General features: G+C 35.0%; 14 protein-coding genes. 3 read left to right on the top strand and 11 right to left on the bottom strand.

The features are described from left to right. Positions 1-19 precede the first annotated feature (19 nt). Positions 20-1,975, bottom strand: a complete 1,956-nt coding sequence (locus QXQ25_01375; GenBank protein ID MEM0160355.1) for an APC family permease — start codon at positions 1,973-1,975, stop codon at positions 20-22. Between the two features lie 250 nt (positions 1,976-2,225). Here QXQ25_01375 and QXQ25_01370 point away from each other — a divergent pair, with 250 nt between their 5' ends. Together QXQ25_01370 and QXQ25_01365 are read left to right on the top strand one after the other, a co-directional pair. Next, positions 2,226-3,383: an amidohydrolase gene (locus QXQ25_01370; protein MEM0160354.1), complete on the top strand. Its 1,158-nt coding sequence runs from the start codon at positions 2,226-2,228 to the stop codon at positions 3,381-3,383. Positions 3,384-3,486: 103 nt separating this feature from the next. Continuing rightward, complete coding sequence (locus QXQ25_01365) at positions 3,487-4,266, top strand: hypothetical protein (GenBank protein ID MEM0160353.1); 780 nt, start codon at positions 3,487-3,489, stop codon at positions 4,264-4,266. Here the strand turns inward: QXQ25_01365 and QXQ25_01360 are convergent. From QXQ25_01360 to QXQ25_01335, 6 genes are all read right to left on the bottom strand, one after another. After that, the gene (locus QXQ25_01360) at positions 4,263-5,438 is read right to left on the bottom strand and encodes an MFS transporter (protein ID MEM0160352.1); all 1,176 of its coding nucleotides are present in this window, start codon (positions 5,436-5,438) and stop codon (positions 4,263-4,265) included. The genes QXQ25_01365 and QXQ25_01360 overlap by 4 nt on opposite strands. Further along, positions 5,435-5,800 (bottom strand): hypothetical protein, encoded by a 366-nt coding sequence (locus QXQ25_01355; protein MEM0160351.1) that lies wholly within the window; start codon positions 5,798-5,800, stop codon positions 5,435-5,437. The genes QXQ25_01360 and QXQ25_01355 overlap by 4 nt, the downstream gene beginning before the upstream one ends. Before the next feature lie 18 nt (positions 5,801-5,818). After that, complete coding sequence (locus QXQ25_01350) at positions 5,819-7,174, bottom strand: RuBisCO large subunit C-terminal-like domain-containing protein (protein MEM0160350.1); 1,356 nt, start codon at positions 7,172-7,174, stop codon at positions 5,819-5,821. A gap of 15 nt (positions 7,175-7,189) precedes the next feature. Beyond that, positions 7,190-8,689 carry an FGGY-family carbohydrate kinase gene (locus QXQ25_01345; protein ID MEM0160349.1) on the bottom strand — a complete coding sequence of 500 codons (1,500 nt, stop codon included), beginning with the start codon at positions 8,687-8,689 and terminating at the stop codon, positions 7,190-7,192. A gap of 4 nt (positions 8,690-8,693) precedes the next feature. Further along, positions 8,694-10,055 (bottom strand): aspartate aminotransferase family protein, encoded by a 1,362-nt coding sequence (locus QXQ25_01340; GenBank protein ID MEM0160348.1) that lies wholly within the window; start codon positions 10,053-10,055, stop codon positions 8,694-8,696. Positions 10,056-10,204: 149 nt separating this feature from the next. Then, positions 10,205-10,858 (bottom strand): HAD family hydrolase, encoded by a 654-nt coding sequence (locus QXQ25_01335; protein MEM0160347.1) that lies wholly within the window; start codon positions 10,856-10,858, stop codon positions 10,205-10,207. Positions 10,859-11,002: 144 nt separating this feature from the next. Between QXQ25_01335 and QXQ25_01330 the strand changes: the two genes are divergently transcribed. Then, complete coding sequence (locus QXQ25_01330) at positions 11,003-11,935, top strand: LD-carboxypeptidase (GenBank protein ID MEM0160346.1); 933 nt, start codon at positions 11,003-11,005, stop codon at positions 11,933-11,935. Between the two features lie 107 nt (positions 11,936-12,042). Here QXQ25_01330 and ilvA read toward each other — a convergent pair whose 3' ends face one another. The 4 genes from ilvA to QXQ25_01310 all read right to left on the bottom strand — a co-directional run. After that, positions 12,043-13,266 (bottom strand): threonine ammonia-lyase, encoded by a 1,224-nt coding sequence (ilvA, locus tag QXQ25_01325; protein ID MEM0160345.1) that lies wholly within the window; start codon positions 13,264-13,266, stop codon positions 12,043-12,045. A 190-nt stretch (positions 13,267-13,456) separates the two neighbouring features. Further along, positions 13,457-14,785, bottom strand: coding sequence for an MFS transporter (locus QXQ25_01320; GenBank protein MEM0160344.1), 1,329 nt, complete (start codon positions 14,783-14,785; stop codon positions 13,457-13,459). Between the two features lie 22 nt (positions 14,786-14,807). Continuing rightward, positions 14,808-15,467: an MBL fold metallo-hydrolase gene (locus tag QXQ25_01315; protein MEM0160343.1), complete on the bottom strand. Its 660-nt coding sequence runs from the start codon at positions 15,465-15,467 to the stop codon at positions 14,808-14,810. A gap of 4 nt (positions 15,468-15,471) precedes the next feature. Beyond that, positions 15,472-16,376: MBL fold metallo-hydrolase (locus QXQ25_01310; GenBank protein MEM0160342.1), on the bottom strand; the 905-nt coding region annotated here is incomplete at its 5' end.

The raw sequence follows: 16,376 nt of genomic DNA, 5'->3' as shown, positions 1-16,376 counted from the left end.
AGAAAAAAAGGGAGGATATTTATTCTGCCTGCTCTAATTCTTTTTGTTCTTCTATCACATCTTCCATATCTTCGGTTTTATATGTTGCTCTGAGTCCAAATACGTATATTATTGCAAAAACAATGATCATTAGTATCGTATCGTAAGGATAAGCAAGCAATGCATTCGGTGCTGTAGTAACTACTTTAGCAGGACCATGTTTCTGGATAATTGTCACCGTTTTTGTGAATAAAAGTGTGTATCCATAAGCGCCTATGTATGAGATAAGATATGAGAAGAATATAAATATTAAAAGCCAGTATGATGCCTTGAACATTTTTTTGTGCTCTTCTTTAACTTTTCTCTGCGTTAATAATGTAATACCGAATATCAGTATCAGTTGAACTATCCAGATAACTATGAAGTATTTTTGATTAGTAGCCAAAGATTCTGATGATGATGGATATAATACATAAAAGTATTCAAATAGATCCAAAATAGCGGCAATGATCACGCCGATAATACCTACTGTATACGCGTATGCTTTTGATAGCTCTAGTTTTACTGTTCCGTACAGGAAATAGAATAAAGGAATACCTACAAATATTGTTGAGTAGACAAGCCCTAGCGTTTTTATTCCAGACCAATATACGATCAATCCAGCACCTATAAACGCAATAGGCGCAATAACTCCCGCCATTCTTAGCTTAAATGGCTTTTTAAGGTCCGGTGCATGTTTTCTAAATGCATAGATTGCTATTGGGCCTATCACATATGTGAGCACTGTTATGCTGGTAATAAATCCAACAAACACGTACCAAGAAGAGAAACTAAGTAGCAGTAATATGCCAACAAATAACGTTAATAAAAGAGCGTATAATGGAATTCTAGTCCTTTGAGTTACATTTAAAAACGTTCTTGGAAACACACCGTTTGAAGATATACCGTAAGCTACTCTCGCTGCATTACCTTCATATATCCAGCCCGTACCTGATGGAGATATCCATGCGTCAATCATTAAGAAATAAGAAAACGCAACTATTCCTGCGATACCACTATATTTTAGAATTGGCAATAACGGTGTTGAACCTAATGCATTTGAAGGCCCTATCGTAGACCATTGCCCGACAACCACGCCTGCACTGGTCCAGTTAATAGCACCAATAAAAGCAAGTTCTATCAGCACATAAATTACCATTGCTACTAACACAGAAAATATTGTTGCTCTTGGTATATCTCTCTGCGGATTTCTCGCTTCTCCACCAAACTGTAAAGCCTGTCTGAAACCAATATATGAAAATATTACTCCCGCAGTTGGAATTGCGTAAAGTATCATTGATGATCCGTATGGCATAAATCCAAATCCTGTTAAATTATCACTGTGGTACAAAAATATGAATACTATGATGAATGTAATAATTGGTATGACTAGTTTGAACCATGTTACATAAGTATTGAATTTGCCTAAAAACTTAATTCCTAGATAGTTCAAGAAGAAGTATACAACCATAAGTACTATTCCAAACAAGATTCCGATTGTAGTTAAATGCCCGATTCCAGAAACTGCTTTTAAAGTACTAGGCAAATAGCTATTTGCATAAAGTAGTGTTGCTTCTGCCTCTACCGGGGGCATGCTGGCAGCACCTAAAAAGTAAGCCCAGCTGACTATATAACCTGTATATCCACCCAATGCAAGCTGTGGATATCTGACTATTGCACCGCTTTTAGGTATTGCACTTGATATTTCTGCAAAGGTAAGTGCTATAAATAATACAATTATTCCGCCTATAATCCATGATATAATTATAGCCGGACCGGCTATTGAAGCTCCATATCCAATTGCGACCAGCCACCCAGAACCTATCATACCTCCTAATGACAAGAAAAATAGGTCTTGGAATGACAGCGCCTTTCTTAGTTTTTTATCTGATTGTATTGATACTTTCTCTGCTATTTGCTCCGCTGTTGTTTTACTTTCATCGTTCGTATAATTCACCTCATCATAAGTGATGTTTTAAACTGTATATAATTTTTATGATTAGTGATTGTTTGATGAATTCTTAACATAGATGTTAAATAGATCAAAACATGATTTTAGTAGGAAATAATTTATATAAAATAAAATTCTAATATTTTTGCCTATTAAGGATCAATTTTCAAAGATATTTTTTTATAAATACTTTGCATGAATTATTCAACATGGCATATTAACAAATATTAAATATTAGATAGAATGATGATATTTTATGGAATATGAAATTATGTTCAAGGATGAAATCTTGAGTATTTCAAAAAAAATTTATGAATTTGCAGAGCTGGGAAGTGAAGAATTCAAATCCTCAAAATTACTGGTAGATTCTTTTAGAAAACATGGATTTGATGTTCAATATCCCTATCTTGGCATGGAGACTGCATTTAAAGCTGAATTTGGGGTGGGCGTTCCCGTTGTTGGCCTTTTAGCTGAATACGATGCGCTTCCAAACGGCCATTCTTGTGGTCATAATCTAATATCTGCTTGGGCTTACGGTACTGCAATATGCTTAAGCAATATAATTAAAAAAGGAAAAATAGTAGTATTTGGAGCGCCTGCAGAAGAGGGAAGAGGAAAATATGCAGGCAGTAAAGCCATAATGGCTAAAAACGGTGCATTTAAAGATATTGATTTTGTGATCGGTATGCATCCGGATGATCGATGGAGAGTGGGTTCAAAAACATTAGCAGACATTACTTTAGAGGTGGTATTCAAGGGAAAAACAGCACATATGGCAGATTCTCCACAAGAGGGTGCAAATGCGCTTGATGCAGCTGTAATGAGTTATGTAGGAATTAATAATCTCAGAAGCTGGATAAAAATTGATAAACATGCGGTGATCGGAATGATTTTTAAGGAAGGTGGCACAGCAACAAATATCGTTCCTGACAGGGTGGTCATGGAAATAGATCTAAGATCCAGCGTTAGTGAGTTTCTTAGAGTTTTAGAGAATAAAGTTGAAAATGTGATTATGAACATTGGTAAAGCCTATGGTGTAGAAGTTACTATCAAAGAAATTACACCTCTTTATGAAGATTATAAATCGAACAGAGTTATAAACAATTTACTTGAAACCTCTCTCAAAAAGATAAACATAACTCCCGAAAATCTTGATTTAGAGCTAAGCTTAGCTTCAGGGAGTTCGGATGAGGCGAATGTAAGCAAGGTTGTTCCTACAGGGCATATAGACATTGAAGTAGGATTTAAGAACATAGCGGGACATTCTGATGATTTCAGAGAAGCTGTAAATCCAGACAGAGCCGGAGAGAATCTTTTTAAAGGAATTGCTGTTTCAATAGATACTATAATAGAGATATTTAATCAACCGTCATTATTATACAAGATAAAAGAGGATTATGCATCATATCATTAACATTTAAACCGTTATTAAAATTATACTGAAAAAAATAAATTTTTGAAAATATGATTGTTTTAAAAATATTTATATAGCCGAAAATTAATGAATAAAAATAAGTATGGATAAAAACAAGATAGACTTAGCAGAACTGTTATTTGAACTTTCTAATGAGCATAGATTAAAAATTTTGAGTATATTGAGTTGCAACAATCAAAACTTAAAAGATTTTTCCAAAAATATGACTATACCGAAACCAGAAATTTATAGAAACTTAAAAAGATTGATTTCTGCTGGCATCATTTATAAAGATAACAAAAATGAGTACGCCCTTACTACCAGCGGTAAGATAATTATGATGCAACTTCAAAACTTTTTATTTCTGGAAAATTATAGCAACATTCTGGAAAATCATGACTTAAATTTTATACCTATACAATTTCAGGCTTCTATCGGAGAGCTAAAAAGCATCAAGATTGTAGTAGGAACTATCGAAGGGTTTAATTTGACTGTGGAGAGATTTGGAAAAGCGCATAAATATGAGCATATTATGACAAAGGAAATTTTTACGTCATTTATAGATCCCATTAAAAAAATGATAGAAAATGGTGTTGAGATTAAATTATTGCTTCAGAAAAATGCTGAAAAAGAGTTTTTTGATGTTTTGGAAAGCATTGGATATAAAAGAAATGGAAAGATCAGAACTAGATTCGTAGACACTGTTGAGATGGCGATATTAGTTGATGAAAACAGTGGAGAATTCAATATACCTTTCTCAGATGGGAATATAGATTACAGTACCACGTTTTATGCAGAAAGAGAAAACGAGATAAATTGGGTAAACAATTTATTCAAGTATTATTGGGATCATAAAACAGGGGATATGGAGATCATTTTCTAACTATCTGTTTCTTTTAATTTTACTATCAACGGAAATAGTATTATAAACATTATCCCATCGAAGAGTAAAGCGTAAAAGTAGTCATTGTTTGGAGAAAGCGGCCCTACAGTTCCCATTACTATGGGTATTATAAATCCACCAATCTGCCCCAATAACCATATTAGTGAAGTTGTAGATCCTGCTAGTTGAGATCCTGATAAGAGAGTGCCCCAGTCAATCAAAATTGGGAATGCGCCCAGCATAAAGAACCCCAGCAATGCACTTATGATAACCAGCAAATAAAAATTAGATACAAATACGAATATCAATAAAATGGGGGTAGAAACTGCAAATGCAAGATAGACGAAAATCTTTCTTTTATGAAATTTAGTGACCATTCCAGGGATTATGACGCTTCCGAAAACTCCTGCAACTACTATAGCAAGTCCGATAATTCCTATCTGTATATCACTGAAATTGAAATGTGCAAGAATCGGCTGTATCCAAGTCAGCATGCCATTAAAAATTCCCATCCCCACAAATGCTATTATTGCAAAAATTAATATTTGTCTTATTTTTAGGATCTTTAAAAAATTGAGTTTTGTCTCGCTCTTTATCTCCTTTGTTTTACCCATCATTATCAGGGATATTAAGAATATGAAAAATACTATTACAGATACTATTGTCGTGATGTATACAATGTTTTGTATGCTCATATACAGGATCATTATCGGTGGCAAGATCATTCCAAGAGCAACACCCACAAATATTGCTAACGATCCTAACCCTATAATAATAGGCGCCTTTTCTGGAGAATACTCGGATGTTGCAAGTTTAGAGACACTATTATTAAAAAATGGTTGTGCAACGGCAATTCCAATCTGTCCCACTAACAAGAATATATATGTATTTTGTGCAATCCTGATTGCTGAAAAAACAGTCATGAATAATGCACCGATCAACAGACTGAACTTATATCCTTTTTTATCTATTATAATACCTGACGGTATGGAAACTATCACGTATACTATCGGAAAAACTATTGCCAATAACCCCACATCAAATACTGATACATTATACGCAGATACAACGTTATTGCTCAATGTTACAAAATTGATCCATAAAAATTGGTTTAATGCAACTAATAAAAGGTACGAGAAAAAAATAAGAGTGACTGAAAATTTAGTTTTCATGCAACAGAATCTTGGACAGAGAATGCGATTTCTCCAAATTCTTTGGATTCAGTCTTTATATCGAGCTTGTACTGTGATGGGGTTAATGGTTTATCTATAACCTTCACTATTACTGAATTTCCTACAGAGAATTTTATAGGATTTCCTATATTAATATCCTCTGATTTTATAGAACTTTCTCTAATTGATAGAGAGATGTTTTTCTGATCTATAGGTTTCTCATTCAGATACACTTTTATTCCAGATATTATGGTTGCTTCTGCAAGCACATTTTTCAGCTCAAACTGAAATCCGTTTTCCGTATTTTTCAGGCTATTTTTTACATACAACTTTTTTAATAAAAACGATGGTACACTTACCATTTTTTTCACCTCTTTTTATTATTCACCTACTATCTTTCTCAGTTCTTTTATAGATTTTAGCATGTCTTCTATTGCCATTGCTACTTCCGCATTTTCTTCTGCTACACTATCAATGGTATTTCCACTTATTATAGCATCTATTATGGCTCTGAACGCTCTGGCTCCAGCAGCCGGCCCGTTAGAGTGCCCATGTATAGCTCCTCCAGCTGCTATGATCACATCTTTCCCAAAATCTTCTATTATGTCAGGCACCATTGGATGTGCAATTCCACCGCTCGGCGCAGGAAATGTAGGCTTTAAATTATGGAATATATCAGTCAGCGCTCTTCCTGTTTTTATCGCTTTTTCTTTAAGATAAAATGCTTTCCCATATGGTGCAGGAAAGACCATCATGTCCGCGCCTGCCAATCTTGGTAACTTTCCTAAAATTATGGGAGAAGTAACACCGTACAATGGTGATTGATACATAGTTCCTGCAAAGTCCATGTGCGCTAGAATTGGTACTTTGATACCGCTATCTTCTGCCAGTGCTTGTAAAGCAGGAAAACCTGCTGTATAAACATTTACCATCAGTGCGTTAGCTCCAAGCTCGATCACTTTTTCAGCATTTTCAATGATTTTGGGGTATGTATCTGTTATGTTAATAGTGTACAGGGTTTTTTCTCCTTTTTCTGAACTGGCCCTGTCAGCTGCTTCCATATATTTAACAATACGATCTTCCAGCTTGTTAAATGCTGCATTTGCAAGTAACTCATCATCCTTTATGATATCTACACCTCCTTTTGCTGCCTCATAAAAATATTTTGCACCAATATCTGGAGGAAAACCCGTGCAGGGCTTGATCATGTTTAATAATAAAGGCCTTTCTTTCACATTTAAAAGCTTTCTTATGCCTTCAATGCCGAACTTTGGCCCTTTGAAACCTTTTACAAAACTTTCTGGAAATTCTATGTCCAAAACTTTTATCTGCCCGGCAAGAGATATATTGCCTACAACCGTAGAAAGCATCATTGGTATCTGCATGCCAAAATTTATGAATGGAAACGCAATTCTTACAACATAGCTTCTTTCTTTTACATCTTCTGGAACTTCAGTTTCATAATCTGGTAATTCATAGATCCCTATTACCTTTGCGACTGATTGCATTCTCACTTCTGCAGTTTCACCCGGTACCGGTAGCCATGTTCCTGTTGATTGCTCTATTGCCAGTGCTTTTGAAAGCTCTCTTATTTTCCATGATCTCTTAGTTTTTAACAGATAGGTCCCTATCACATAATCTTCTTTATCTATGCTCTCAGGCAAAGATTCGGGATCGGATAATTTTTCAACTAAATTCTCTTCACCATACAATTTTTTCAAATACTCTTTATTCATCTAAATCACCAACCTCTAACTGTTCAAATTTTCAAATATTTCTTTTAATGAAGAATATATCTTCTTATAGTTTTCATAAAGTTTGTCATATACATATGCAGTATCGGGATTTTGAACAAACGTTGTATCAATCTTTATTAAACTCTCAGTTTCTTCAACATTTTTAAGATAATTTAATCCCAGCAATGTTAGCATTGCACTTCCCCTAAGAGTCACGTTTTGTGGATCTGCTATCCTATTCACCTTCATCTTTAACATATCTGATAGAATTTGCATCCATACTTCACTTTTCGCGCCTCCACCTACCACGTTTATGGATGAAAAATTAATACCTGCTTCAGAGATTCCCTCAACCATCCATCTTGCATTCATTGCAATACCTTCCATCACAGACCTAGCTAGATCGTTTATATTATGGTCCAAGCTCAGATTTACAAACCCTCCACGTGCATATACATCCAGTACAGGAGACCGCTCTCCATATAGCCAAGGCAGAAAAATAAGGTTTTTTGACCCTGGTTTCGATTTTGATACCCTCTCATTAATTTCTCTGTACGCATTGTCATCTTTTGCGTTATATATATTTGACATAAACCAGTCAAGACAAGATCCAGCACTTTCTGATTCTGAGATCAAAAGCCATTTTCCAGGAATGGCAGAATAAACGCTTCCAATTCCTCTTTCTTCATTCATTAGAGGATCTGAGACATGCGTGCTGGCCCAGCTGGAAGTACCGAGATAATAATGTGCTTTACCGTCTCTTACAGCACCTGCACCAAATGGTGTAACAAACGCGTCCCCTGATCCATTTATAACTGCTACCTCTTTGCTGATCCCCAGATTCAACAGCTTCTCGTTTTTTAAATTGCCTATAATGCTTTTAGTTTCACTAATAACTGGCAGTTTATCTACTGTTATGCCAATGATGTTACAAAGCGTTTCCGACCAATCTTTAATTCTTACATCTATCAGCCCCCTCACGGCTGCAGTGCTGATATCTGTTACTATATTGTTGGTCAATCTATAAATTATATAATCTTTCACATCTAAGAAATATCTGGTTTTATCAAAAATCTCAGGCTCATGGTTTTTTAACCATAAAATCTTGGCTATAACATCTTTTCCGGTTGGTATTCCGCCAGTCATTTCAAGAAAATCCATGACTGAAATATTGGATAATATCTCTTCTGCTTCTTGCTCTGCCCTTGAATCTAACCAGATTATTGCGTTTCTTAAATGTTTCATGTTCACATTCACAGGCACTAATCCCATCAACTGCCCAGTAACTCCAATACCTTTTATATTTACCTGCTTCATCTTACTCAAGATCTCTTTTGACAATTCTACTATATAATGCATCCATTTTTCTGGGTCTTGTTCAGCCCACCCTTCGACAGGATAATTTATATCCATTTCCCTTGCTGACTCTGCGATTTTTACCCCTTGTTCATTATATACACCTGCTTTGAGTTTGCTTGTGCCTATATCAAAAACTAAAATCTGATCTTCATTCATTGCTTTATTCCTCCCGCTCCACTTTTGTCAGACTATCTTCAAATACATTCAGCGCATGATCTGCCTCTTCTTCCGTGATTATTAGTGGAGGTTTGATTTTCAATACATTTCTGAATGAAAATTCGTTCCTAGTAATCTGTGGCATTGAAAAGTCAAATATCACTTTTTTCTCATATGCATAATGTATAATAAGCTCTGTCTCTTCTGTAGCTGGGACCTTTGTTTTTTTGTCCTTCACCAGTTCAACGCCGATGAATAATCCTACACCTCTAACATCCCCAATAAGCTTATGTCTTTCTTTCATTTCATTAAGCCTCTTTAAGATATATCCTCCAACCTTTTCCGAATTTTCTAAAAGCTTCATTCTCCTGGTTACTTCTATGCTCGCTAACGCTGCTGCAAATAACACTGGATCACTTCCGAACGTGGTATGTTCCTCTCCCTCAGTAAAACCACTCAGTTCCTTAGTTGCAAGAATTGCACCTAACGGAAAACCTCCACCTAAAGCTTTTGTAGTGGTCATTATATCTGGTTTTACATTATAGTATTCTGAAGCTGACCATCTACCTATTCTCCCAAAAGTTGTTTGAGATTCATCAAATACTAAAAGTAGCTCATTTTCATGAACTATCTTTTTCAGTCTCTCTAAATACCCTGGCGGTGAAGGTATTTGACCACCAGGCCCTTGCATAGGTTCTATGATCAAGGCCGCAATATCATTATTGTTATCATATATCAACAAATTTTCTAATGAAGTTAAGCATTCAAATTCGCATTCTCCAAATTGTTTGTTAAAAGGGCACCTATAACAATATGGATAAGGTATTCTTTTAAAATGCTCAGCACCAAATCCGTCAAATCGTATTGCTGATGGCAGAGGGTTTCCGGCAGGTATGGTTGCCAAGGTAGAGCCGTGGTATCCTCTATAACTCATAATAAAAACTTTTTTGCCTGGCCTGTTTACCATTGCGAGTTTCATTGCTGCTTCTATTGCTAAGCCGCCACCTTCATTGTTGAAAGCTACCTTCTCAAATCCAAAAAGCTCTGTTAAAGTATTTATCAGTTTTATTCTTGGTATGGTTGGATACCCATATCTCACATGAGTAAGATAGTGCATCTGCGTATAAACACTGTACATTATATCTTCATTTAAATAGCCAGAATTCAATGTCCATGCTTGAGCGGTCATATCTAGATATTTGTTGCCATTTATATCTGTTACGTAAGGACCTTCTCCTTTCAATAAAATAGTATCTTTCAAAGGTGTTAGTGATTTTGCCCTCGCATTATAAAATTCTTCTTGTGTAACTTCAGTTAATAACTTTTCAATCTCCTCTTTTTTTATAAATTTGGGATTAAAAACCATAAAAAATCGATTGAAATGATTATATATATACTTTTTTAATAGTCTGATATAATAATTATAAATGATTATAATTTTTTAAAAAAATTCTAAAAATATATATTGATATAAGAAAAATGTTCATTCATATTTATATAATAAAAATTGATCATTCAGTTTTTTTGAATAACCTCAAGGAGCTCTTTTGCACTACCCGCAAAATAATCTGGATGCTCTTTTAACAATGTATCATATTTACTCACTCCATAAGTGACTGCTATAGACCTTACTCCCGCAAACCTTGCTTCTATTATATCCTTCGGTTGATCACCAATATATACGATCTCTTTCAGATCTAGGCCGTATGTTCTGGAAAATTCGATAATTCCCACTCTTTTATGACCATTTACATCTTCAAATCCTCTTACGAATGGAAAATATTTTAATAGATCAAAATCTAATAATTGTATTCTAACAATATCTTTTGGATTGTAAGAAATTACTCCTAATTTAAAATTTTCTGATAGATGCTGAATAGTTTCATTTATGCCTGGAAAAAGCTTTGAATCAACCTTTATTGATTTTTTAAAATATGCTATATAATCTTTACTCAACTCTAATATTTTTTCAGAATCAAGGAGATTATATCTCTTTGCTAAATTTAAGACAATCTCTTCAAAGGACATATAATCCATCATTGCCTTTAGTTCTGCCCTATTTAAATCTTCAACATTGTATTTTTTAAGTATATTTGATAGAGATACGTATATAGACTCAAAAGAATCTAAAATGGTGCCATCTATATCAAAAATTATTCCTTTAATCATACATATACACCAGTTTAATCATGATTTGTAAGTGCCTTAATAAAATTTTGTATTTTATAAAGATAATTTCAAAAAAAACTTTTGTAAGACCCTGCTCTGAAAAATTAGCAATATTCATATAAGATAATAAAATACTAACTACGTATGAAAGAGATTATTAAAGCTCCTAAATTGAAGAAAAATGCGCATATCAGAATCATTGCTCCTGCAAGCCCCCCAAATTTAAAGAATTTAAGTATTGGCATTGAAAAATTTAGAAAATTCGGGTTTAAAATTTCATTCGGGGATAATATCAAGAAAACAAAGCAGATTGGGTATTTATCTGCGCCTGACACAGAACGCGCAAAAGAGCTGGTTAATGCGTTCACTGACGACAGCGTAGATGCAATATTTTGCGCAAGAGGAGGGTATGGGTCAATGAGAATACTCCCTCTTATAGACTACGATATAATTCAAGAGCATCCAAAAGTATTTGTTGGATATAGCGACATCACTGCCTTACATATTGCAATAAACAAGAAAACAGGGCTTATAACATTTCATGGCATGATGCCCGGCGTAGATTTTGACATTACAAATGATATAACTATGAATCATATGATTGAAATTCTGGCTGGTGAAACCTTGGACTTAACTCCTCAGATCAAAAGAATTGTTGGGAGCATTGTTGACGGGGAAACTTTTGGGATTAGCACTGGCACAAATTTTTCACTTTTGATATCTCTCATAGGTACAGAATATGAGTTCAAGTCAAGTGAGAGAATATTATTTTTAGAAGATGTATCTACAAGCATCTCTGATATAGATCGGTACATGTCTGAACTATGGCTATCTAAAATGCTTTATCGAGCTAAAGGACTAGTTTTTGGAGACTTTACACAAATCCCGAACGATGAAGGCCCTAATCCTTCACTTCCAGAAATAATTTATTATTATGTAAATAAAATGAAAAAACCGGTTATTTACGGCATGCCTTTTGGGCACGGCCCAGACCAAATGACTATACCTTTAGCTGCAAAAATGAAAATATCAACATATGAGCCATCAATTATATTACAGGAAAATGTAGTAGAATAAACAAAATTGCCATTGTTTACAGAACCTCAATCTCCACTAAAGCATCGAGGTTTTATAGCCTTGCCAAAACCAAAAAATATAAGAGATGTATTCTACTAGAATACAATTTAATCCGATATCTTATATGTTATATTCTGCGCTTTCAGAAAGTTAACAATCTCTTTGATGTTTTCGGCGCCTATTGTCTGAACTATAATATTGATCTTTGCCATTCCTGCCGGAACATCGTTTTCAATTCTGTCTATAGAAATATCCTGAACATTAGTCTGCCTCTCAGACAGATAGTTCAATATCTGCTTTAGAGAGCCTGGCTTGTCTGGAATAATCACAGAGATCTTTATCATAAGTTTTTCGTTTAAAAGGCCTTTCTGTATTACCTGCGTGAGTAAATTAAAGTCCACGTTACCGCCACTGATCACTGCGCAAATTTTCTTGTTCTTCATTTTTATCTTTCCTGACAAAATCGCAGCCAGTGAAGCAGCACCCGCAGGCTCTGTTACAATTTTATTTCTTGTCAGAAGTAAATACATAGCGTTTGCTATTTCTTCATCTTTAACGGTTAAAAGTTCATCCACATATAATTTAACCATGTCTAAAGTTAATGGCCCTGGTATTTTCACAGAAATGCTATCGGCAATAGTGTCAAGTTTTACCAGTGGCTCTATTTCCCCTTTTTCCACAGAATATTTCATAGATGAAGCTCCTTCAGCCTCTACACCGATTACTTTTATTTTGTTGTTAAGAGATTTTAATGCAAATGCTATTCCTGATATAAGCCCGCCACCGCCAATCGGAACTACTACTGCATCTAGATCTTTTATTTGTTCGTAAATTTCCATTCCAATTGTAGCTTGCCCTGCTATGACATAAGGATCGTTAAAAGAATGGACAAATATCTTGTTATTTTTGTCAGCATATTCAATTGCTTTCTTGTTGCATTCATCATATGTTTCTCCAAAAAGTTGGATTTCTGCACCGTAATTTTTTGTTGCAATTATTTTTGAGGGACTAGTAAAAATAGGCATGAATATTGTAGCTTTTACGTTTAATAGTTTGGCGGCGTAAGCAACTCCCTGTGAATGATTGCCAGCACTGGTGGCTACTATCCCTCTCTTCCGTTCTTCTTCGGTGGCATGATATATTTTATTATATGCGCCTCTTAACTTAAATGAGCCTGTAGTCTGTAAATTTTCAAGTTTTAAATATACATCATTTCCGGACATTTCTGAAAATGTTCTTGAATGTTCTACCGGTGTAATCTTTGCAACACCCTTCAAAGTCTTCTCTGCATCTTTTACATCCTTTATGTTTATCATAAATTGCTCTATCATCTTAAATCACCTTCATTTTTTCAGATATCTTCTTTTCTAATGTTCCAATAGGTATATCCCTATATATGTTTAATGAATATTACAAGGTAATATATATATTATTACTTTTTTGAGTTTTCTATTGAACCTTGAGCTACTTCTCTCTGAAGATCGCAAAATTACTGTCTTTTCAATCTCTAAAACATTTAAGTTATGTAGCAGTAGTCTTTTCTATTTCTGGGTTATGTAGGTAAAAGCTAGATATTATGATTGTGCCCATAAATATAATAATTATCGCTGCCAGAAAATCAAAACCATAGCTAATGTAATAGGCTAACACTCCTGAAATTGCAGCCCCTGCAACCTGTCCGATACTAAGAAACGAGTTATAAAAGCCAATAGCTTTCCCTCTGTTTTCAGGCAATGCGATCTTTGACACTGATGTAACCCATGAAAGTCCGATAAAGCTCCATGTAAATCCCATGAGCCCGTATATAATAATAGATAGGTATAGTATTGACACAGAGGATAGAGATATAAAAGCAATTACTGCCACAACTCCTATAAGTAATATTCTCGCAAAAAGTGACATTGATATTGTTTTTCTGAGCCCGAATCTCGTAACATATCTATTAGCTATCCTAAACCCTATCGCAGAGAAAATGTTATTTAAAAGATACATTATAAATATCTGATTTTCATTTGCTTTCAGTTTTTCAAGCATGTATACAGGATAAGGTACAAAAAAAACCTGAAAGCCTAACATCAATAAAGCGGTAATAAATATATAATTGCGAGTTTTTGGAAGCAATGGCTTACTTTTCTTAAGATTTTTTAAGGAGATAATATGCAAAACGCTACCTGGAAAATATCTGATTCTCTCTACTAGTCGAACTGAAAAAATCGACACTCCGGACCTTTTCAGTTTTTGCACAGATTCAGGAAGTATTAATATTGCAGATATCCCGGCACTCAGGTAAAGTAAAGCAGAAATTACATATAAAATCGGAAGTATAGTTTCAGATCCAGATGCATAGGCAGTTATAAGCATGGTACCGGCAATGAGGCCTATAATAAGCCCTATATATGAGTACCAGTTAAACTTGGCGAGCATTGCTGCCCATTCTTCCTTTTTGGTATTTTCTAATATTAATAGTGTAGAGACCGGAGTTGCAGCCATTGCAATAAATTGAAATAATGCTAGCACGCCTATATATGTCCATATCATATGCGCCAAAATAACTAGAAGCAAAGACGCAAATGAGCCGATAAATCCTATCGTTATGAATATTTTCCTTTTTCCTATAGCATCCGAAAGATTGCCCCAAAATATAAGCGCAGGAACAGTAGCTATGGATGCAATTGAAGATGCCAAGCCCACATAAAAAACACTTGAATGAAGATAGAGAACTACAAAAAGAGGAATAAGAGGACTTATTAAACCACCGGAAATATTGGATAGAACATAGCTTAAAAACCAGAGATACTTCTTGTTTTGTTTAGCTGTAAGATCCCTGCTTTTTGTATTCTTTACTGACATTTACAATCTAAAAAGAGAATACTCACACATGTTCTTTAACTTTATTTTTTAAAATACTTAAAATAAAATGATTGTATTTTCTCTCATCCCCTATTTTGGTAACAGGACCATGGCCAGGATATACTACAGTTTCTGAATCTAGTTCTATCAATTTCAAAAGTGACTTTTGTAGCAGTTTATCATTGCCCTCCGGAATATCTGTCCTTCCTACACCTCTATAAAAAAGTGTGTCTCCGGAAAACAGCATTCTTTCAGTGTATAGGCATATACCACCAGGACTATGCCCCGGAGTCGTAATCACCCTGAATATAGCATTTCCAATCTCAAACTCGGTGTTTTCATCTATATAAAAATCGAATACTGGATTTTCTATTGGTTCTGATGTTACTACAAAAAGACCTCTGGATAGTAAATATTTCATAATTTCTAGATCCTTGGCATTAATACAAGACTTTGCTCCCGTTAAAGCCCTCAATCTGTTAACGCCTAAAACATGATCAAAATGGCCATGCGTGGCAATAATATATTGTAAGTGCAAATTTTCATCTTTTATATCTTTGTAAAGCCTCTCTGGTTCAGATCCTGGATCTATGATCATTGCCTCTCCTGTATCAGTATCAAAAACAAGATATGAGTTTGTTTCCAATTCGCCTACCACATAATTTTTTATTTTTATGCTCATCTTATCATTCTTTTAACTCGTACGTCTCTCCTTTGACAGGAAGTATTACGTTTCTATCCAGATCTTGCGCTAATGCTTCTCTGTGATCTCCATGAAACAGAACCACATTCTCTGCTTTTGTACTGTTTATAAACTTTACGAGCTCAGAGTGCGATGCATGCGCTGAAAAATCATATTTATGTATCTCAGCCATTACTCTGGATCTAACTCCATACAGATCTAGTATACCCGTTTCCAACAGCATTCTACCGTTGGTGTTTTCTACCTGATATCCTGTAAACAATATTGCATTTTTAGAGTCATCTTTTATCTGAGCCAGATACCCCAGCACAGGGCCACCTTCTAACATGCCGCTGGTGGTTATTATTAAACCATTTTCAAGTGCTTGTTTTCTCTCTTTTTTCCTGGTTACTGGAATGGCCAACTTTCTGACCTCACTGAACTCTTTCGCATCTTTGATATACCCAGGATAATGTTTTAGGATATGGTTTACAGTGTTGCTCATACCATCTACATAAAATTCTCGATCCAGTTTTTTAAGGACCAGCATAAGCTCCTGCGTCCTGCCCACTGCAAATGCAGGAATTATTACCTTTCCTTTTCGATCCAGTACTTCCTCGATCTTCCCCAGAAACTCGCGCTCTGTACTTGCACGTGGAGGATGCTCTTTGCCTGCGTATGTTGACTCGATGAAAAGTGTGTCTGCAGAATAACTTTTACACCCTTTGAGAAGTTCTGTATCTATAGTCTGCAGATCTCCTGTAAACAGGGTCTTTTGAGAGTCATCAATCATATACATTGTTGATCCCGGTATATGTCCTGCAGAATGCCCTGTGATCTCTACATCTTTGATCATGAATGATTTGTTGTACGCTATTGACATGTAATTTTCTTCTATTGCTTCAAGAT

The organism is Thermoplasmata archaeon, assembly GCA_038729465.1.
Classification (GTDB): domain Archaea; phylum Thermoplasmatota; class Thermoplasmata; order Thermoplasmatales; family ARK-15; genus JAVRLB01.
Note: the sequence above shows the minus strand (reverse complement) of the source record. Positions and strands in the feature narration are given on the sequence as shown.